Origin of the sequence: Actinopolyspora mortivallis, assembly GCF_003001495.1 — a bacterium.
Classification (GTDB): Bacteria; Actinomycetota; Actinomycetes; order Mycobacteriales; family Pseudonocardiaceae; genus Actinopolyspora; species Actinopolyspora mortivallis_A.
In genome coordinates this window covers 34,390-55,130 of sequence record NZ_PVSR01000011.1, presented here as the reverse complement: position 1 = coordinate 55,130, position 20,741 = coordinate 34,390, and the positions used below count along the sequence as shown (strand labels likewise).

14 protein-coding genes are annotated in these 20,741 nt (G+C 69.4%); 4 read left to right on the top strand and 10 right to left on the bottom strand.

What is annotated here, in order from left to right:
* Positions 1 to 47: 47 nt before the first annotated feature.
* Positions 48 to 2,048: a glycoside hydrolase family 31 protein gene (locus CEP50_RS09270; protein WP_106113532.1), complete on the bottom strand. Its 2,001-nt coding sequence runs from the start codon at positions 2,046 to 2,048 to the stop codon at positions 48 to 50.
* Between the two features lie 310 nt (positions 2,049 to 2,358).
* On the opposite strand from CEP50_RS09270, the gene CEP50_RS09265 reads away from it, so the two are divergent.
* The 3 genes from CEP50_RS09265 to CEP50_RS09255 all read left to right on the top strand — a co-directional run bounded on the left by CEP50_RS09265 (position 2,359) and on the right by CEP50_RS09255 (position 8,028).
* Positions 2,359 to 5,355 (top strand): glycoside hydrolase family 3 protein, encoded by a 2,997-nt coding sequence (locus CEP50_RS09265; protein ID WP_106113531.1) that lies wholly within the window; start codon positions 2,359 to 2,361, stop codon positions 5,353 to 5,355.
* A 99-nt stretch (positions 5,356 to 5,454) separates the two neighbouring features.
* Positions 5,455 to 6,849, top strand: coding sequence for a sugar porter family MFS transporter (locus CEP50_RS09260; protein ID WP_106113530.1), 1,395 nt, complete (start codon positions 5,455 to 5,457; stop codon positions 6,847 to 6,849).
* A 162-nt stretch (positions 6,850 to 7,011) separates the two neighbouring features.
* Complete coding sequence (locus CEP50_RS09255; RefSeq protein WP_106113529.1) at positions 7,012 to 8,028, top strand: LacI family DNA-binding transcriptional regulator; 1,017 nt, start codon at positions 7,012 to 7,014, stop codon at positions 8,026 to 8,028.
* Positions 8,029 to 8,193: 165 nt separating this feature from the next.
* On the opposite strand, the gene CEP50_RS09250 is transcribed toward CEP50_RS09255, so the two are convergent.
* The 3 genes from CEP50_RS09250 to CEP50_RS09240 all read right to left on the bottom strand — a co-directional run bounded on the left by CEP50_RS09250 (position 8,194) and on the right by CEP50_RS09240 (position 11,768).
* A complete protein-coding gene (locus CEP50_RS09250) occupies positions 8,194 to 8,520 on the bottom strand; it encodes a hypothetical protein (RefSeq protein WP_106113528.1) in 327 nt (108 codons plus the stop codon).
* Positions 8,521 to 8,711: 191 nt separating this feature from the next.
* The gene (locus tag CEP50_RS09245; protein ID WP_106113527.1) at positions 8,712 to 10,010 is read right to left on the bottom strand and encodes an MFS transporter; all 1,299 of its coding nucleotides are present in this window, start codon (positions 10,008 to 10,010) and stop codon (positions 8,712 to 8,714) included.
* A 732-nt stretch (positions 10,011 to 10,742) separates the two neighbouring features.
* Positions 10,743 to 11,768, bottom strand: coding sequence for a LacI family DNA-binding transcriptional regulator (locus tag CEP50_RS09240; protein ID WP_106113526.1), 1,026 nt, complete (start codon positions 11,766 to 11,768; stop codon positions 10,743 to 10,745).
* 402 nt (positions 11,769 to 12,170) lie between these two features.
* On the opposite strand from CEP50_RS09240, the gene CEP50_RS09230 reads away from it, so the two are divergent.
* Entirely contained in the window at positions 12,171 to 13,385 is a 1,215-nt protein-coding gene (locus CEP50_RS09230; RefSeq protein ID WP_106113524.1) for an AGE family epimerase/isomerase, read from the top strand.
* Positions 13,386 to 13,485: 100 nt separating this feature from the next.
* Here the strand turns inward: CEP50_RS09230 and CEP50_RS09225 are convergent, their stop codons facing one another.
* The 6 genes from CEP50_RS09225 to CEP50_RS09200 all read right to left on the bottom strand — a co-directional run bounded on the left by CEP50_RS09225 (position 13,486) and on the right by CEP50_RS09200 (position 20,678).
* On the bottom strand, positions 13,486 to 14,892 hold the full coding sequence (locus tag CEP50_RS09225; RefSeq protein WP_181188303.1) for a GH1 family beta-glucosidase: 1,407 nt from the start codon (positions 14,890 to 14,892) through the stop codon (positions 13,486 to 13,488).
* Positions 14,893 to 14,966: 74 nt separating this feature from the next.
* Positions 14,967 to 15,941 carry an ABC transporter ATP-binding protein gene (locus CEP50_RS09220; RefSeq protein ID WP_106113522.1) on the bottom strand — a complete coding sequence of 325 codons (975 nt, stop codon included), beginning with the start codon at positions 15,939 to 15,941 and terminating at the stop codon, positions 14,967 to 14,969.
* The gene (locus CEP50_RS09215; RefSeq protein WP_106113521.1) at positions 15,938 to 17,035 is read right to left on the bottom strand and encodes an ABC transporter ATP-binding protein; all 1,098 of its coding nucleotides are present in this window, start codon (positions 17,033 to 17,035) and stop codon (positions 15,938 to 15,940) included. Before CEP50_RS09215 ends, CEP50_RS09220 begins: the two co-directional genes overlap by 4 nt.
* Positions 17,032 to 18,000, bottom strand: coding sequence for an ABC transporter permease (locus tag CEP50_RS09210; protein WP_258175109.1), 969 nt, complete (start codon positions 17,998 to 18,000; stop codon positions 17,032 to 17,034). Before CEP50_RS09210 ends, CEP50_RS09215 begins: the two co-directional genes overlap by 4 nt.
* Positions 18,001 to 18,008: 8 nt before the next feature.
* A complete protein-coding gene (locus tag CEP50_RS09205; RefSeq protein WP_106113520.1) occupies positions 18,009 to 18,998 on the bottom strand; it encodes an ABC transporter permease in 990 nt (329 codons plus the stop codon).
* A 30-nt stretch (positions 18,999 to 19,028) separates the two neighbouring features.
* On the bottom strand, positions 19,029 to 20,678 hold the full coding sequence (locus tag CEP50_RS09200) for an ABC transporter substrate-binding protein (RefSeq protein ID WP_258175107.1): 1,650 nt from the start codon (positions 20,676 to 20,678) through the stop codon (positions 19,029 to 19,031).
* Positions 20,679 to 20,741: the final 63 nt, after the last annotated feature.

Below are 20,741 nucleotides of genomic sequence, written 5' to 3'. Positions count from 1 at the left end.
TTGGTTCTTCTTCCCTTCCGGCGCGTCCCAGCGCGTCGGAAGCCCGTTCAACCGCGGACCGGCACCTCGGCGCCGTCGCGGAGGAAAACGGGGATCCGCTCCAGCGGGGCGTCCACCCTGGCCACGGTTCCCCCGGTGTGCTCGGTTCCGGTCCAGGCCTCGGTCCACACGGCCCCCTCGGGCAGGGGGACCTCGCGCACCCGCCGCCCGGGATGCAGCACCGGGGCGACCAGCAGGTCCGGGCCGAGCATGAAACAGTCCTCGGTCCGCCAGGCCCGCTCGTCGTGAGGGAAGTCGACGAACAGCGGACGCATCGGCGGCAGGCCGGTCTCGTGGGCCACGCGCATCAGCTCGCCCAGATAGGGTCGCAGTCGTTCGCGCAGCCACAGCGTCTCGGTGACCAGCTCCAACGTCCGCTCGCCGTAGGACCAGACCTCGTTGGGCCCGCCGGTCATGTCCGGGCCGAACGACGGTCGCGGCTCCCGCACCCCGTGCAGCCGGAACAGGGGGCAGCAGGCCCCGTACTGGAACCAGCGCACCAGCAGTTCCCGGTACTCGGCCGAGTCGGGGTCACCACCGTGGAAGCCGCCTATGTCCGTGGTCCACCAGGGGATCCCGGACAGCGCCGTGTTCAGGCCCGCCCGCACCTGGGCCCGCAGCGACTCCCAGGTGGCCGGGATGTCCCCCGACCACAGGGCGGCGCCGTAGCGCTGGCTGCCCGCCCAGGCCGAGCGGCACAGCAGCACCACCGCCTCGTCCCCCGCGGCACGACTGCCCTCGTGGAAGGCGCGGGCCTGTTCCAACGGGTACATGTTGACCACCTCGGCTCCCGGTCCGGTGTGGAAGCTCAGGTTGTGCGGGTGGCCGGGTTGCAGCTCCGGCTCGCAGGCGTCCAACCAGAACGCCCGAACCCCCTTGTCGTAGTAGTTGCGCTTGACCCGCTGCCACACGAACTCCCGGGCCCGCGGGTTGGTCGGGTCGTGGAAGGCAACCGGCATCTCCGTGCCGAACCCCTTGTCGTGCCAGGGCGCGTGCACCGGGACCCCGCGTTCGGTGTCCACCAACATGCCGTGGTCGCGCATGGTGGGGAAGTTCTCGCTCAGCGGGCTCACCGAGGGCCACACCGACACCAGCAGCCGAATTCCCATGTCCGCGAGTTCGCGGATCATCCCCTCGGGGTCCGGCCACTCGTCCGGGTCGAACCTCCAGTCCCCGAGGTGGGGCCAGTGGAAGAAGTCCACCACGATCACCGACAGCGGCAGCCCGCGCCGTTCGTACTCGCGGGCCACCGACAGCAGCTCCCGCTGGTCGCGATAGCGCAGCTTCGACTGCCAGAAACCGCTCGCCCACTCGGGCAACAGGGGAGGACGACCGGTGGCCTCGGCGTAGCGCTCCAGGATCCCCGCCGGGGTCCCGGCCGCCGTCACCCAGTAGTCGATCTGTCGTGCCGAGTCGGCCACCCACCGCGTTCCGTTCTCGGCCAGTTCCACCCGGCCGGTTCCGGGCATGTTCCACAGCAGACCGTAGCCCCGGCTGGACACCAGGAACGGGATCGACACCTCCCCGTTGCGCTGCACCAGGTCCAGCACCAATCCCTTCTGGTCCAGTCTGCCGTGCGGGTGCTGGCCGAGTCCGAACAGTTTCTCGTCCTCGTAGGCGTGGAAGCGCTGTTCCCATCTGCCGTAACCGCCGTCCTGCCCCAGGAACAACCGCGGTCCCGGCCACCAGAAGTGGGCGCGCTGTTCGGCCAGCAGTTCCTCACCGGTGTCGCCGCGCCGGAACGTCAGCACCGCGACCACCCCGGTGTCGGTGGGCACCAGCTCGACCTCGGCGGCGAGTGCCCCGTTGACGATCCGGCCGCCGTCCCGGCCGGTCTCCGTGTCCACGGCGACCGGTTCCGGAGGCAGGAGAGCGCCGGGGACGTCGTCGGTGACCCGGTGCCGTGCCACGCGGACCCGGAGACTGTCCCGTCCCCACGGTTCGATCCGGATCACCTCGTGCCGCACCCGCACTTCGAGCACCCGCTCGTCCTCGCGGCTCTCCAGCATCACCAACTCCTCGTCATCGCGGTGAAACCATGTCGGGCGCGTCCCCGACGTTCCCGACCCGTGGCGCCTCGATTCGTCGAAGCGCATCGACGATCCGGCGCGAAACACGCTAGATCGAGGCGACGAAGAACACAAGAACAGTCGCAAGGAACATCTTGACTTTGCGGGAAAGCACTCGAAAAGAGCCGTTGACCGAAAGACCGTTCGGTGCCACAGTCTCCTCCATCGCTCCCCGAGAAGCACGAATCGATCGAACAATCGTCGAAGCGATTCGATTTCCTTTCGACACTCCCGGAGGTGTTTCACTCCCATGCGCCCGGTTCCCCCGAACCCGATCCCCCGACGCCGTGTGCTGTCGCTGGCCCTCACCGCCGCGGCCGGATCGACCCTGGCCGGCAACCTTCCTCGCCGCGCCGACGCGGCACCGGCGACACCCGGATTCCGCGATCCGACGCTGCCGTCGCACCAACGCGTGGAGGACCTGCTGGGCAGACTGACTCTCGACGAGAAGATCTCCCTGCTGCACCAGTACCAACCGGCCATACCCCGCCTGGGAATCGCCCCGTTCAAGACCGGCACCGAAGCCCTGCACGGTCTGGCCTGGTCGAACGACCGGAACGCGGGCGGCGCGGTGGTCACCGCCACGGCCACGGTCTTCCCCCAGGCTCTCGGTCTGGCCAGCACCTGGGATCCCGAACTGGTCGAACGCGTGGGGGCGGCCGTCGGCACCGAGGCACGGGGCTACCACGCCGAGAACCCCGAGGTCTGGGGTCTGCAACTGTGGGCACCGACGGTGAACCTGCTGCGCGACCCCCGATGGGGCCGCAACGAGGAGGGATACTCCGAGGATCCCCACCTCACCGGAGTGATCTCCACGGCCTACGGACGCGGCATCCGCGGTGACGACCCCGAACGATTACGCGCGGCCCCCGTCCTCAAGCACTACCTGGCCAACAACAACGAAACCCACCGCCACACCACCTCGGTCACACTTCCGCCCCGGGTCAAACACGAGTACTACGAACAGGCCTTCCGCCCGGCGCTGTCGGCGGAGGCGGTCACCGGAGTCATGTCGGCCTACAACCTGGTCAACGGAAGGCCGATGACCGTCCACCCCGACTTCGACGAGGTACTGCGCGGCTGGGCACCCCGTCGACTGTGCAACGTCACCGACGCGGGCGGACCGAACAACCTCACCGGAGCCCAGGACTACTACGCCACCCAGTCGGAGGCCGACGCGGCCATCCTCAAGGCCGGGCTGGACAGCTTCACCGTCGACGACACCGACCCGACGGCAACGATCACCGCGATCGGGAACGCGCTCTCCGAGGAGCTGCTCACCGTCTCCGAGGTGGACGAAGCCGTGCGGAACATCCTGGACCTGCGTGTCCGGCTCGGCGAGTTCGACCCGGACGGCGGGCCGTACGGGGGAATCGGCAAGGAGGTCGTGGACAGCCCCGAACACCGCGCGTTGGCCCGCCGGGCCGCCACGGAAGCGATGGTGCTGCTGAAGAACGAGGACGGCACCCTGCCCCTGGATCGCGGGCGGGTGAACCGGGTGGCCGTGCTCGGCCAACTCGCCGAGACCCTCTACACCGACTGGTACTCCGGCTCCCTTCCCTACGAGGTGACACCGTCACGCGGCCTCCGCGCCGCGCTCGGGCCGGGCACCGTGGTCACCTCGAAGGAGGGAGTGGACCGGATCGCCCTGCGGGCCACGGACGGGCGTCGCGTCACCGCAGGCCCCGCCGAACGACCGCTGGAGCTGACCACGGCCGAGGACTCCACCACCCTCTTCGACGTCTTCGACTGGGGCGAACGGATCGTGACGCTGCGGGCCGTCTCCAACGACCGCCACGTCTCCCGAGCCCAGGACAACACCCTGGTCAACGACGCGGAGCAACCCCATGGATGGTACGTGCGGCAGCAGTTCCGACTGCTGGCCCACGACGGCGGCCACGTGCTGGTCTACGCCGGCAACGACGCTTCCGAACCGTGGTTCGGCGAACGCAGGTACGTCACCGTCGAACGGAACGGGCGGTTGACCGTCTCGGCCTCCTCCCCGGAGTCGGCGACCGTGTTCACCCGCGAGGTGGTCGTCGACGGCGTCGCGGAGGCCGCGGAAGCGGCGCAGAACGCCGACGTCGCGGTCGTGGTGGCCGGCAGTATGCCGCTCATCAACGGCCGGGAGAACGACGACCGCCGGGACACGAACCTCGCCCCCGGGCAACAGGCGATGGTGGAGCGGGTGTACCGGGCCAACCCGAACACCGTCCTGGTGCTGGAGAACAGCTACCCCACCACGATCACCTGGGCCCAGGAGCACCTGCCCGCGATCCTGTGGACCACCCACGCCGGCGCGGAAACCGGCAACGCCCTGGCCGACGTGCTCCTCGGCGAGGCCAATCCGGCGGGACGACTCACCCAGACCTGGCCCCGCACGGCGGAGGAACTGCCGGACATCCTCGACTACGACGTCATCAAGTCCGCCCGCACCTACCAGTACTCCACGGTCCCGCCGCTGTACCCGTTCGGGCACGGCCTGTCCTACACCACCTTCGAGTACACCCACGCACGGCTGAGTACCCACGTGCTCGACGAAAACGGCACCGTGCGGGTGCACGTGCGCGTCCGCAACACCGGCTCCCGCACCGGCGAGGAGGTCGTCCAGCTCTACACCCACCAGCGCCGGTCCCGGAACCCGCAACCACGACGACTGCGTGCCTTCCGGAGGATCCGGCTGGAACCGGGGCGGCAGCGGACGGTGAGCTTCACGGTGCACGCCTCCGAGCTGGCGCACTGGGACGTCACCCGCGGGCGGTGGGTGGTCGAAGAGTCCCCCCACGAGTTCCTGCTCGGGTCCTCCGCCACCGACATCCGCGCCCGGCGGACACTGCTGGTGCGCGGGGAGACCATCCCACCGCGCGACCCGCACAGGACCACGGACGCCGTGGACTTCGACGACTATGCGGGCATCACCCTGACCGACCGGAGCAAAGACGGCGGCACGGCGGTCACCGCCTCCGACACCGACGGGTGGATCCTCTTCCGCGACACGGACCTGAGGAGAAGTCCGGGCGAGATCACCGCGCTGCTGTCCAAAGGCTCCTCCGCTCCGGCGAGCGTGACTGTCCGGTTGGACGATCCCCGCGGTCACGAGCTGGGCACGATCACCGTCCCCGAGACCGGGGACCGCTACACCTACCGCACGGTCCACACCAGGCTGGCACGGGCGCACGGGCGCCGCGACCTCTACCTGGTCCTCCACGGGCCGGTCCACCTCGCCTCCTTCCGGTTCGGACGGTGACGGGACCTCGTTCTCCGACCCACGGGGCTCTTCCTCGGCCCGGCGGTCCGGACACGGCCCGCCCGGCCGTCCCGCCGATGCGACGCAAGGACGACACCAATGACCACACAGGAAACCTCCCGGGCCGACGGGCGGCCCGTGTACGTGGCGGCGGCGGTCTGTGCGATCGGAGCGCTGCTGTTCGGCTACGACACCGGGGTGATCTCCGGAGCACTGCTGTACCTGAAAGGGCCGCTGGGCATCGCCGACAACGCCTTCATGCAGGGAGTGGTCACCAGCGCCCTGCTCGTGGGAGCCATGGTCGGGGCGCTGCTCGGGGGGAGTCTGGCCGCCCGGCTGGGACGTCGGCCGATGACTCTGGTCGTGGCGGTGGTCTTCGCCGTCGGATCACTCGCCGCCGCGCTCACCCCGGACGTGACCACCCTGGTGGTGGCGCGGTTCGTGATCGGCCTCGGAGTGGGGCTCACCTCGGTGGTGGTGCCGATGTACCTGTCCGAGATCTCCCCGACACGGATCCGCGGCACCCTCTCCTCGCTGTACCAGTTCTCCATCTCGGTGGGACTGCTGTTGTCCTACTCGGTCAACTACCTGCTCTCCCCCTGGGGTGCCTGGCGGTGGATGCTCGGACTGGCCGTGATCCCGGCGGTGGCGCTGTTCGTCGGCATGCTGTTCATGCCCGAGACCCCACGATGGCTGGCCAGCCACAACCGGACCGAGCAGGCCCGGAGGGTGCTGCGACGCACCCACCGTCCCGAGGAGATCGAGCAGGCCCAGGCCGAGATCAGCGCGGCCGAACGCCAGAGCCGCGAGCAGGCCGGATGGCGCGACCTCACCTCCCCCTGGATCAGACCCGCCCTGAAGATCGGGCTGGGGCTGGCCGTGCTGCAGCAGTTCGTCGGCATCAACACCGTCATGTACTACGCCCCGACCACGCTCACCGAGCTGGGCATGGGCAACAGCGCCTCGATCGCGGCGCAGGTCGGCATCGGGGTGATCGGGATGCTGGCCACTCTGGTGGCGGTGCGCTACACCGACCGGCTGGGACGCAAGCGGCTGTTGCTGGCCGGCAGCGTCGGCATGAGCGTCAGTCTCACGGTGCTCGGCGTGTTGACCCTGTTCGTCGGTGCGTCGGGAACGGCCATCGGCGTGATCACCATCGTCTGTCTGACCGCCTACATCAGCTCCTTCGGAGCCACCTGGGGCCCGGTGGTCTGGGTCATGCTGCCCGAGCTCTACCCGCTGCGGATCCGTGGTCCGGCCGAGGGACTGGCCACCTGGAGCAACTGGGCCAGCAACTTCCTGGTGTCGCTGGTCTTCCCCGTGTTGCTGGTCGGGGTGGGACAGGCGGTGTCCATGCTGCTGCTGGCGGTGTTCTGCGTGGTGTCCTTCTTCTTCGTGCACTCCTTCGTTCCCGAGACGACGGGCAGGAGCCTGGAGAACCTGGAGGAGGAGGTGACCACCTCGAACCCGCGGTCTCCGAGCCGGGGGAGCTGACCCCGCCGTTCCCGCCGGGACGCACGGGAACGGGAAAGACCGGGAAGGCGGAGTAGGATGCCGGGCCGGGCAGTGCTCTGCTCACCCGCACCGACGGGTGGGGGTGTGGCTTCGCCCCGGACTTCGTTCGAGGCGCTTCGGGACTCGTGCCGGGAGGACGAGATGGTGTCCATCGCCGACGTCGCGCGGGACGCGGGGGTTTCCTCCAGCACGGTCTCCTACGTGCTCTCCGGCAAGCGGTCGATCTCGCCGGAGACGCGGCGTCGTGTGGAGGACAGCGTCCGCAGGCTCGGCTATCACCCGCACGCGGGAGCCCGGGCGCTGGCCAGCAGCCGCACCAACGTCCTGGGACTGGTCATGCCGCTGCGCCCGGACATCGACGTGCCGGTGCTGATGGGCTTCGTCACCTCGGTGGTCACCTCCGCACGAAGGTACCAGCACGACGTGCTGCTGGTGACCAACGACGAGGGCCCCGAGGGGCTTCGTCGGGTGGCGAACTCGGCCACGGCCGACGCGCTGTTGGTGATGGACGTGGAGACGGCGGACCCACGGGTTCCGGTGCTGCACTCGCTGCCCTGCCCGGCGGTGCTGGTCGGACTGCCGGACGATCCCGGCAGCCTGTCCTGTGTGGACCTGGACTTCTCCGCGGCGGCGCGGCGCTGTGTGGAGCACCTGGCCGAACTCGGGCACGAGCGCATCGCGCTGGTCGGCCCCTCCCCGGCGGTGTACGAACGCGGGACCAGCTTCGCCGACCGGTTCCTCGACGGGTTCACCACGGCCGCGCGGCAACGGAACACCCACGCCGTCAGCAGTCCGTGCCCGCCCTCCTACGAGGGGGTGTGCGCGTGCCTCGACCGGATCTTCGCCGAGCGGCCGGAGCCCACGGGACTGGTGGTGCACAACGAAGCGGTGCTGGGCACTCTGCTGTCCGAACTGCGTGGCAGGGGACGGCGGGTTCCCGAGGACGTTTCGGTGGTGGCCGTCGGCCCCGGGGAGACCACCGCGAACTGGCCGGTTCCGCTGACCACGGTGCCGCTGCCCTCCGACGAGATCGGCCGGACGGCGGTGGAGATGACCATGCGCGAGCTGGAGGGAACCGCCTCCGCCGAGGTCCGTCTGCTCTCGCCCCGTCTCGTGCCGGGACGCAGCACCGCCCCACCACCGCCCACCGTCTCGTAGTCCCCGAGGGGAACGTCCTCAGGAGCGCCCTTCTCCGGATCCGTCGACAAGGAACCCGCTTCGTCCCGCCGATGTCCCGTTCACGCCGCCGTGCGAACCGAGCACGTGCCGACCGGATCGGTCACGAACACGACGTCTCGCGGGATTCGGGTGAGCGAGCGGACGTCAGCACGCCCGTAGGCCGTCGAAACGACCGATGGAGGCCCAGGAGAACGAATGTCTCTCCCCCGAGTCGAGCACGAGACACTTGCTGTCCGGGGCCCAGGCCACGACGACTTTGACGCGTTGCGTCGTCGAGCAGCCGTTGTGGAGGTGCGCGTAGTCGTACAACGCCTCGCTCGAGTTGTCGACGGTGACGTCGACGCAGTCGGGAGGCGGTGCCGCTTTCCCGGGGTGGGGCTCCGCCGTCTGCGCTGCCCCGGTCGGTACCGCCCCGAACAGCGGCAACAGCAGTGCGGCGGCGGTGCCGGTGAGGACCGTTCGTACCTTCATCCGAAAATCACTCCTGGTCGTCGTGCTCGTGTCACGTCCGGTCCCGACCGTCGGTATCGGCCGGACCCTCGTAACCCGATGGCCGCGTGATGACCCACGCGCAGTGGAACCGTGCCAAATCAGCACCACCCGCGAGACGAACACGGGAGGAAATCACTCGTTCGTTCCACGTCTCGCCGTTTCCGGCACCGCTACCCGGCGCCGCGGATGAACCGGAGCACCACGGCACCGGAAGCGGCGAACACGGCCGCGCCGAGGTAGAGCGTGGTGTAGTTCTGCCCTCCGCCGAAGGAGAGAAGCACCGGAGCCATCAGCGGTCCCACCGTCTGAGGAAGGGAGTTGGCCATGTTGAACACCCCCATCCCCTTGGCGGCGGCGGTCTCGCTGTCGGGCAGGACCTGGGCCACCAACGCGTAGTCCACACCGGCGTAGATCCCCTGGCCCACACCGGCGACCGCGACTCCCACGGCGAACCCGGACAGGGTGTGGGAGAACGCGATCACGACCATCCCGATCCCGAACAGGAACGCGGCACTCCCGACGAAGATCCTTCTCCTGCCCACGCGGTCCGACCACCAGCCGCAGCCCAGGCTTCCCACCACCACTCCGAGGGCCAGCACGAGCATCGCCCAGGCCAGGATCTCGGCGGCCTCGGAGGCGGTGCGACCGAGCCGGTCCATGAGGAAGTACGTCTTGTACGTGGTCAGCAGGGCGATGGCGGTGTGCATCAGGAACCTGCTGAGGAAGGCCCAGGCGAAGTCGGCGTGTCGGACCGGGTTGATCCACAGGCTGGTGAACAGCTCCGTCCAGCTCCGGTCCGGCAACTCCTCCCTCGTCCTGGGAACCTCGCGCAGGAACACGACGAAGGCCAGCACCGGTACGAGTCCCACCGCCGCCGGGACGAGGAACATCGTCGGGCCGGCCGTGCCGGTGAACGTGACGAGATAGCTCCCGATCGCCTGGGCCACCTGGTTGGTGATGCCCAGCAACCCTGAGGTGGTTCCCCGACGGTCCTCGGGGACCCGCTCGGGAAGCAACGACATCAGGGCGGCCAGGGCGGCGTTGAAGCAGAGCTGGGTCAGGCACCATCCGAGGCCGACGAGGAACACGTTCGGAGCCCAACCGATCACCGTCAGCGAGACGGCGCCGAAGACCATCCCGCCCACCATGTACGGGCGGCGCTGTCCCCAGCGGGAGGTGGACAGGTCGCTGAGGCGGCCGAAGACGGGATTGGCCACCAGCGCCACCAGGGCTCCCACCCCGGAGACCGTCGCCAGGGAGCCGGCCTTGCCCTCGGGGTCGAGCTCGGCGATCCGCAGTCCCAGGGTGATGGATGAGGGGGTCAGCAACGCCGTCCACAGCCCGAGCACGGCGAGCACGTAGCGGGTGACGAATCCGGGGCCGACGTGCTGTCCGGTCAGGCGGGCTGTCCGGTCGGGACGGCCTTCCCGTTCCTCCGGGGGTGTCTCCGGTGGCCGCGGTGGATGCATGGTGCGGAATTCCTCGTGAACGATGCGGTAAGGGTGCGGGGATCACTCGTCGTGCCCGAGAGAGTCCGGTGTCCACGTCCTCGTCCGCGAACTCCGGTCGTGGTCGGAACGGAACGTCGCGGGAGGCCCCGAATTGTTCGGACCAACGAATCCGGGAGAAACCGGATCGGGTTCTCGTTCCCGTTCCTCGCCGTCAGTTTCGAAAAGGTATTCCGCCACACCTCGGCGGCGGCGTCAAGGAAGAGTTCACCGGTGCGTGGTCCGTTCCTGTCGGCATGGGAAAAGCGCGAACCGTCACGTGAACACTGACGACGCGGGACGGCACCGTCCGGGAGGGACGGCGTGACCACCCGTCGGACAATCCGGCGAACCCCGACCCCGCCGTGGGAACGGAATCCTCCGAAAACACCGTCCGATCGAATTCCTCGCAGCGGAGCACTGCTCCTTCGAACGGAGGCGACGGAAAAACGCGACGAAAAGCCTGAGGTCACCGCTCGCGCCGTGCCGGATCCCGGAGCGGATCACCACCTCCGATGAGCCGGAAACGACGGTTTCGGAAATCTCTCCGGACGGGAAAACCGTGTTCTCGCATGCCCCTCCCCGACGGTCGGCGGACGCCCAGGACGACCACACCGACGACGCAGACCAATCCTGTGTCTGTCCGGGAGCGGGAACAGCTCATCAGTTAAGCGGTTAAGTGTCAAGAGTGGACCACCCGGGCGGGCACCGGCCTCACCGCGGGGTGACCGGCCCCGTGCTGGACCTGGGAACCAGTTCCGGGTCCGAGGTCTTCACCTTTCTGGGGGCGCCTCCTGCGACGATTTCCAGCAACAACTCGACCGCGGCGGCCCCGCGTTCGGCGATCGGCCGACGGACCGCGGACAGCGCGGGCCGCACCAGCTCGCACAGCGACGAGTCGTCCCAGGCGACCAACGAGAGCTGTTCCGGCACCGCGATCCCCAGTTCCTGGGCCACCCCCAGGGCGGAGATCGCCATCACGTCGTTGTCGAACACCAGCGCCGTGGGAGCCCGCCCCCCTGTGAGCACCCGGCGGGTCACCCGCGCGGCGGCCTCGTCCGAGTAGTCCGCGGGCACGATACGCGCCTCCTCCAGACCGAGCCGCCGCGCCGCGTCGGTGAACGCCGCGGAACGCGTCCGGGTGTGCACGAACTCCTCCGGGCCGGCCACCCGTACGATCCGCCGGTGTCCCAGGGCGACGAGGTACTCCAGCACCTCCACGATCGCCGCCGCGTCGTCCGTCCACACGCAGGGAAGCTCGTCCTGGGCGGCGGGCTCGCCCAACACCACGGCCGGCATGCCGAGTTCCCGCACCAGAGCCAGGCGAGGATCCTCCGTGCGCAGGTCCACCAGCAGCACCCCGTCGACCCTGCCCTCGGCCCACCAGCGCCGGTACGCGGTCAGCTCGGCGGCGCTGTCGTCGGTGACCTGGAGCAACAAGGCTGTCGGCCCGTCGGCGAGCGCGTCCTGGATGCCGGAGATGAGCTGCATGAAGTACGGCTCGACCCCCAACACGCGCGCGGGGCGGTCCACCACCAGCCCCACGGCGTTGGCCCGCCCGCCGGTCAACGAACGGGCGACACTGCTGGGTGCCCACCCCAGCCGTTCGGCGATCTCCAAGATCCGCCGTCGGGTCGACTCCGACACCCCCGGACGGTTGTTGAGCGCGTAGGAGACCGCTCCGGTCGATACCCCGGCCTCACGGGCGATGTCCGAGATCGTCGGACGCTTGCCTGCCATCAACGACTTCCCATCACTGAACCGGTTTTCCCGCCCCAGGCTAAGGGGTTCGCCTCTCTTCCCGCCCACGCCGCTCGTGAGACGTGGGGCGATGTTGACGGAGGGTCCACCGCCCCCTAGAGTTCCTCCCGCGTCCGCGACGCGGACACGACGCAGACCTCCCGGGTTGAGCCCACCGGTAACCGGCCCGTCGTGTGGGCACCGCCGAACACCGCCTGTGGAAGGTTCCGTGCGTCACAGTCCAGCCGCGTCCCGCGCGTCCAGGGAACCACCGGTCCCCGCACCGCGAACGCCACTCGCCGCTCCGTCCCGACGGCCCCGTCCTCCCCCGAGCCCCGGGACACCGCCACGCGCGATTCACCGAAACCCGCCATCGACGACGGTTCCCGTCGAGGAGACACAGTGAACGACCCGCACACGTCCACACCCAACGACCCGCTGGCCACCGAACGCCGCCGCCTCGTCGAGTTCGCCACCGGGGCCCGCGTTCCGCGAAGAGGATTCGGCTGGCTGGACGCCTCGGGAGGGCTCGCCTCCCACGACCCCCTGGCCACCTGGATCAACGCCCGCATGACCCACGTGTTCAGCCTGGCCCACGGATTCGGGGACGGGAACACGGCGGAGCTGGCCGACCACGGGATCGCCGCACTGCGCGGTCCGTTGCACGACGCGGAGCACGGTGGCTGGTACACCAGCACCGCGGACGGCACCAAGGGTGCCTACGAACACGCCTTCGTGGTCCTGGCCGCCAGCAGCGCCGCAGCCGTGGGCCGTCCCGGAGCCGAGCAGCTGCTGACCGAGGCCCTCGACACCGTCACCGCCCACTTCTGGGAGGAGGACGTCGGACTGGCGCTGGAAAGCTGGGACCGGGGCTGGCACACCACCGAGTCCTACCGTGGCGCCAACAGCAACATGCACCTCGTCGAGGCGTTCCTCGCCGCCGGCGACGTCACCGAGGACCCCACCTGGCACCGGCGCGCGCTGCGCATCGCGGACAAACTCGTCCACGAGGTCGCCGCCGCCCACGAATGGCGGCTGCCCGAGCACTTCACCCCCGACTGGCGTCCGGTCCTCGACTACAACCACGACCGACCGCGAGACCCGTTCCGTCCCCACGGCGGCACCGTCGGACACTGGCTGGAGTGGGCCCGGCTGTTGGTCCAGCTGGAAGCCGCCCTCGGCGACACCGCCCCGGAGTGGTTGCTCGGGGACGCCGAACAACTTTTCGACTCGGCGGTCACACGGGGCTGGAACTCCGACGGGCATCCCGGCTTCGTCTACACCCTGGACTGGCAGGACCGCCCCCAGGTGCGGGAACGCATGCACTGGGTCGTCGCCGAGGCTATCCTCACAGCCGCCGCCCTGCACCGCCGCACCGGGCAGCAACGCTACGCACGCTGGTACGAGGTCTTCTGGGACCACGCCCGCACGCACCACGTCGACACCGAACACGGCAGCTGGCTCCACGAGGTCACGCCCGACGGACGAGTCTCCGAGTCGGTCTGGCGGGGCAAACCGGACGCCTACCACGCCTACCAGGCCGCGTTGCTGCCCTCACTTCCGCTCTCCCCCGCCCCGGCCGTACTCGCCCGACGAACGCTGTCCCCCTCCCGGTGATCCCCGTCCCGGGGCGGGAAGCCTCCCACGGAGGGCGCCGGCCGGGCCGAGCGCGGTGGGCCGGCACCTCGGCAACCACCGGGTCCCGGCCCACCGGCTCTCACAGGCCGTTCTCGGCGATCACGCGGGCGTAACGGTAGGCACTGGCCTTCGGGGTACGACGCTGTGTGGCGTAGTCGACGTGTACCAGTCCGAAACGCTTGGCGTACCCCTCGGCCCACTCGAAGTTGTCCAACAGGGACCAGTAGAAGTACCCGCGCAGGTCGACCCCTCGTCGCAGGGCCTCGTGGGCCGCGCTCAGATGGCTTTCGAGGTAGGCGACCCGCTCGGGATCGTCCACTCCCGAGGCGGTGACCACGTCCGGATAGGCGGCCCCGTTCTCGGTCACGTACAACGGCGTAGCGGGAAACTCCCGGTGCAGTCCCACCAGCAGTTCGGTCAACCCTTCCGGAACCACTTCCCATCCCATGCCGGTGCGGGGCAGACCACGGCCGGGGAAACGCACGTGCTCCGCCCCCACCCAGGGGGACGGGGCGGCTGGGCGGCCGTCCGAACGACCGGTGACGGTGTGGTCGTGGTAGTAGTTGACGCCGAGCAGGTCCACGGGGGCGGCGATCCGCTCGGCGTCGTCGGCCTTCACGTGCTCACCGAGACCGAAGGGTTCCAGATCGGACAGCAGGTCCCGCGGGCAGGAACCGCGCAGCAACGGGTCCAGGAAGAAGCGGTTCTGCAGCGCGTCCACCCGGCGGGCAGCCTCCACGTCGGCCTCGTCGGCCGGATCGTGGGCGCGTACGGGAAACAGGTTCAGCGTGATCCCCGCCCCGGCATGAGGGGCGCGTTCACGGATGACCGCCAGCCCCTCCCCGTGGGCCAGCAGCAGGTGGTGCCCGGCCGCCACGGCCGCGCGCGGCTCGGTCCGCCCCGGGGCGTGCACACCGGCGGCGTATCCCAGGAACGCCGAGCACCACGGCTCGTTGAGCGTCGTCCAGTTCGACACACGGTCCCCGAGGCGTTCCAGCACACTGTCCACGTAGTCGGCGAAGCGGTGGGCGGTGTCCCGGTTCGTCCATCCACCACGGTCCTCCAGTGCCTGCGGAAGGTCCCAGTGGTAGAGGGTCGGCCATGGGGCGATGCCGTGTTCCAGCAACTCGTCGAGGAGCCGGTCGTAGAAGTCCAACCCCGCCGCGTTGACGGCCCCGCCGTCGGGCCGCACCCGGGGCCAGGCGACCGAGAACCGGTAGGCCCGCAGCCCCAACTCGGCCATCAGCCGGACGTCGGCGGGCATCAGCCGGTAGTGATCCGCCGCGGGCTCGCCGGTGTCACCGTTGGCCACGGTGCCGGGACGCGCGCAGAAGGTGTCCCAGATGGAGCCGCCTCTCCCGTCGGCGGCGGTGGAACCCTCGATCTGGAAGGAGGCCGTCGCCGCGCCCCAGAGGAAACCGTCCGGGAACGGGGCGGAAGCCTGTCCTCCCGCTTTCGCGGGACCGGTTCGCTCGTCATCGGGCATGGGCACTCGGAATCCCTTCTCGTCCGGAAGGATGTGGTGGGACACCTCGGTGGACCGGTGCCCCGGCGCCTCGTTCACGTGTTCTCCTCCGTCGAGGACTCGTAGAGCCAACAGCTGGTGAGGTGACCGCCCCCGACCGGGAACTCGGGGGGACGGCGGGAACACACCGGCATGGCATGGGGACATCGGGCCCGGAACGGGCATCCCTGGTCCCCGTCCGGAACCTCGGTGGAGGCGGGTTCAGCGGGGACGGTCAGCGGGTCGCTTCCGCCGGGATCCGGTGCCGCGCTCCGGAGCAGGCGGGTGTAGGGATGGCGTGGCCGCAGGATCACCTCGTCGCTGTCGCCCCGCTCGACCACCTGTCCCCGGTACATCACCAGCACCCGTTCGGAGAAGTGCCGTGCGGTCGCCAGGTCGTGGGTGATGTAGAGGACCGCCAGGTCCTCCTCCGCCTTGAGACGGTCCATCAGGTTGAGAATGTCCAGCCGGACGGAGACGTCGAGCATGGACACCGGCTCGTCGGCGAGCAGCACCCTCGGACCGGGGGCCAACGCGCGGGCGATCGCCACCCGCTGGCGCTGCCCCCCGGAGAGTTCGTGCGGCTGTTTGCCGATCACACGCTCGGGCGGCACCAGCGCCACCCGTTCCAACAGACGCTCGACCCGCTCGTTCAGCTCGGAGGAGCTCAGCCTGCCACTGTGCAGCCGCAGCGGGCGACTCAGATGGTGCCCCACGGTGTGGAAGGGGTTGAGCGAGGCGAACGGGTCCTGGAAGACCATCTGCACGTCACCGCGGTAGCCACGGGTGGCTCTGCGTCCGGTGCCGACCGCCCTGCCGTCCACGCGCACCTCTCCGGAGCTGGGCGGCAGCAGCCGGGCGAGCATCCGGGCCAGGGTGGACTTTCCGCTGCCGCTCTCCCCCACCAGCGCGACCGTACTTCCGGCGGAGAGATCGAACGAGACACCGTCGACGGCACGCAGCCTCCGCCTGCCGCCCCTCTCGTGCAGGCGGAACTCCTTGACCAGGTCACGGACTTCGAAGGTGCTCACCGGATCACCTCTGACTCCTCGATCGGGCGGAACTCGCCACGCAGCAGCGACTCCGGGGGCGCGGTGCCGTACCTGCTCGGGTCGTGGGCGTGGCAGGCCACTCGGCCGTCCGCCCCGGCTGGAGAGTCCGGGTGGGCGACGAGCGGGGGTTGTTCGCCGTCGCAGACCTCGCGACGGTAGGGGCAGCGTTCGGCGAAGGCACACCTGTCCAGCTCCTCGGCCAGGTCCGGCGTGCGGCCGGGGATGCCGTGCAGACCGGTGGGCTCACCGGTGAGGCTCGGAAACGAGCGGAGCAGGCCGAGCGTGTAGGGATGCAGCGGGGTGCGGCGCACCCGCTCCGTGCCGCCCTCCTCGACCACCCGACCCGCGTACATGATCGCGATCCGGTCGCTGATCTCCAGCAGCAGGGACATGTCGTGGGTGATGAACACGACCGCGAAGCCGAGTTCGGCACGCAGCCGGGCGATCTCGGCGAGGATCTCGCGCTGCACGACCACGTCCAGCGCCGTGGTCGGTTCGTCCATGAACAGCACGTCCGGACGCAGGATCAGCGCCATGGCGATCATGACGCGCTGGCGCATCCCGCCGGAAAGCTCGTGCGGGTAGCTGTCGAGTCTGCGCGGGTCCACGCCGACGAGTTCGAGCAGTTCCGCGCAGCGCCGTCCGCGCTCGCGCCTGTCCGTCGCCGGTTCGTGGGCGCGGATGACGTCCTCCAGCTGGGCACGCACGGTCAGCACCGGGTTCAACGCGTTCATCGCGCCCTGGAAGACCATGGCCAGCCGGTTCCACCGGAAGCGGCGCAGCTGTTCACCGTCCAGGGCGAACACGTCGGTCTCGGTGCCGTCGGCGTGGTAAAAAACAACCTCGCCGCCGACGACGTGGGCGGGGGGACGCAGCAGCCGGTTCACGGCGTAGGCCAGTGTCGACTTGCCGCACCCGCTCTCGCCGGCCAGACCGAGAATCTCGCCGCGGCCGACCGCCAGGTCCACCCCGCGGACGGCGTGCACGGGTCGCTCGGCCTCGTAGTCGACGCTCAGACCACGCACGGTCAGCACCGGTGACCACCGTTCGGAAAAGGTCGGTTGCGTGTTCATCGGGACACCTTCCGCTTGCGTGCCGGGGTGCGCAGGTTCGGGTCGATGACCTCGTCGATGGCGAAGTTGATCAGGGACAGACCGCATCCGGTCAGCGCCATCAACAACCCCGGTGGGACGAACCACCACCAGGCGCCGAGGACGAGCGCCTGGGCGTTCTGCGCGTAGTACAACAACGTCCCCCAGGTGAGCTGTCCGAACCCGGCCAGTCCGAGGAAGGCCAGCGACGCCTCGGTGAGGACGGCGAAGACGACCGAGAAGACGAACTGGGAGGCGACCACGGGCAGGAGATTGGGCAGGATCTCGACGAACAGGATCCGCCACGTCCGTTCCCCCGAGGCCTTCGCGGCGCTGACGTAGTCACGTTCCCGCAGCGAGCGGGTCTGCGCCCGCAGCACCCGCGCCGGGGCGGCCCAGATGGTGACGCCGATGACCAGAACGGTCACCGCCAGCCCACCACCGGCCAGGTAGTTCGCGATCACGATGGCCAACGGGAGGCTGGGTATCACCAGCACCACGTTGGTCAGCAGCGAGAGCGTCTCGTCGGTCCTGCGGCCGGCGTAGCCGCCCACGACGCCGACGACGACCGACAGCGCGGTGGCCAGGACCCCCACCACGAAACCGACCAGCAGCGAACCCCGCGTGGCCTCGGCGAGTTGGGCGAGCACGTCCTGGCCGGTCTGGGTGGTACCGAACCAGTGTGCCCCGCTGGGAGGGCTCAGTACCGCGCCGCTGATCGCCTGCGGGTCGGGAGTCAGCGGAGGCCCCAGGACACCGAACAGCACGATGGCGGTCACGATGCCCAGACCGGCCCGGAGTTTGCCCGAGGCGGGCAGACGCAGTCGGCGGAACGGGTTCCTCCGGCCGCCCGAGCTCGGGAGCGGGCCACCGGCGGGGCTCTGCCCGGAACGCTTCGGTCTCTCCTGGTGGCCGGCCCGGCCCCTAGGGGAGGTGCGCGTTGCCATCGGGAGTCTCACTCAGCCTTCCTGGTACGGGGGTCGATGACCGAGTGCAGCAGGTCCACGGCGAGGTTCGCGCCGAGCACGGTCAACGTGATGACGAGGAAGATCGCCTGCATCAGGGGGTAGTCGTTGTTCTGCACCGCCTGCAGCAGCACGTAGCCGACCCCCGGGTAGGAGAACACCGCCTCGGTGACGATCGAGCCACTGACGACGAAACCGAGCGAGATGGCGAATCCGGCGATGCTGGGCAGCACCGCGTTGCGCGCGGCGTAGGCCAGCATGATCCGGCGGGAGCGCAGCCCCTTGGCCTCGGCGGTGAGGACGTAGTCCTCCGACAGCGTGGAGACCATCATGTTGCGCATCCCCAGCATCCAGGCACCGACCGAACTGAGCACGATCGTCAGGCCGGGAAGCACGGCGTGGTGCAGCGCGCTGAGGAGGAACTCCGCGTTGAGACCCGGGGTGGTGTCGTAGTCGTACCCGCCGGCCAGCGGGAACACCTGCCAGAAGGAACCGAACAGGAACAGCAGGATCAGTGCCAGCCAGAAGTAGGGGATGGCCGACAGGAAGGTGGTGGCCGGAGCCACCCCGTCCAGCCAGGTCCCCCTGTGCCATCCCACGAAGGTGCCCACGCCCACACCGAGCACGAAGGCCAGCAGGGTGGACACGCCCACCAGCACCAACGTCCACGGCAGGGCCTGTCCCAACACCGTCAGTACCGGTGTGGGGAAGTACGTCACCGAGACACCGAGATCCCCGGTGACCAGATTGCCCAGGTACTCGACGTACTGGACGAGGACGTTTCCGTCGCCGGACCGGCCGAGCGCCGTCTCGAGGGCCTGCCGGGACTGCGGCAGCACCGTGGCGCCGCCCTGTTGCAGTCGCGCCAGCAGAATGTCGACCGGGTTTCCCGGCATCATTCGCGGAATCGCGAAGTTCACGGTGATCGCGATCCACGCCGCGACCAGATAGAACAGTATCTTGCGTCGGAGATAGGTCATAGCGGTGTCACCTCGTTGCCCCGGTCCGGGTCATTTCCTGACCCTCAGGTTCTTGGCCACGATCCCGAGATCCGGCACGAACTGGGCGTCGGGAACGGCGTAGCGGTCGTCCTCGGTGGGCCATCCCGTGACCCGGGCGGTGCTGTACTCGGTCAGCGAGTTCGACTGCAGCACCGGGACGTAGGGAACCTCCTCGGCGATGACCCGTTGCAGCTCCGCGTAGGCCTCCCGGCGGATCTCCTCGTCCCGGGTGGAGGCGATCCGGGCCAGGGCGGCGTCGACCGTCTCGTCGCGGAAACGCGCGTAGTTGGGATTGGCCTGCTGCCCCACCGGGGCGGTGTTCTCGCTGTTGTAGAAGCGGTTGTAGAGGTAGTACGGGATCGGGCCGCCGTAGAGGTTGTCCAGGGCCAGTTCGAACTCGCCGTTGTTGCGTTCGGCGGTGAACGCTGCGTAGGAGACCTCCTCGGGGTTCAGTTCGACACCGACCTCGCTCAGCTGTCTGCGCATGACGGCGGCCGCCGAGATGTAGTCGGTGTAGCCGCTGACCATCTTCACCGTCAACGAGAGCCGTTCTCCCGACGGGCTGACGAAGATCCCGTCGGGACCACGCCGGTAGCCGGCCTCGGTGAGTATCCGACGGGCACGGTTCCTGTCGGTGTCCACGCGTCGTCCCCGGAACTCCGGCGCGGTGTGGGCCTCGTCGCGGGGCAGGAGCAGCATCGCCGGGGAGGGGGCCTCGTTGTAACCGCCGAAGGCGAGTTCGTTGATCTGCTCGCGGTCGATGCCCAGTGCCAGCGCCTGACGAACCGCCCGGTCCGCCGTGAGACCCCGGTCGTTGTTGGCGATCATCACGGTCAGGTACAGCGGTGTGGTGACGTAGGCGTTGTCCTCGTCCTGGGAGACGTAGGTCCCCTCGACCCGGGGGATGTAGATCTGTGTCCAGTCGATCTTTCCCGCCAGCAGGGCCTTGGTCGCGGCCTGGTTGCCGTTCAGCGAGATGTAGCGCAGGCTCGGCACCTCGGGCTTGCCGGGTTCCCAGTAGTCGGGGTTGCGGGTCATCACGTAGCTCTGCGGGGAGAAACTCTCCAACACGTAGCCTCCGGTCCCGACGGGTTCCGGGTTCGGGAACGTGGCGGGGTCGTCCACCTCGCTCCAGACGTGTTCCGGGACGACGAAGGTGTAGCCGGCGATGTACCACAGGTCGGCGAACACCGCTCGGGTGAAGTCGATCGTCACCGTGCGCGCGTCGGGGGTTCGCACTCCGGCTATGGGCAGCGCGGCGGTGTTGATGGCGGGGGTGCGCCTGATCAGGTCGAAGGTGAACGCGACGTCGGCGCTGTCGAAGGACGTCCCGTCGCTCCAGGACACTCCCTCCCGCAGGGTGAAGGTGATCGACGTTCCGTCCGGTGCCCACTCGTAGCCCGTGGCGAGCTGTGGGGTGGGTGCGTCGTCGCGGGCCTGGTTGAAGAACATCAGCGGCTCGTGGAGCATGCCGCGGGCCGGTGGGTTCGACGTGGCCGAGAAGGGGTTGAAGTTCTTCGTCAGCCTTCCGCTCTTACCGGTGTAGACGGTCAGCGTGGTGTCCCCACCGCTGTCCACCGCCGAGCATCCCGTGGCCACGAGTGCGGCGCCCGCTCCGAGACCTCCGAGCACCGTCCGCCTCGTGAGGCGTGCTGGCATGGCGGCTCCTTCCTGTCACGATCCTCGTCCGCCTCCGTCGACCGCAGTTGCGACCCGTCCGAT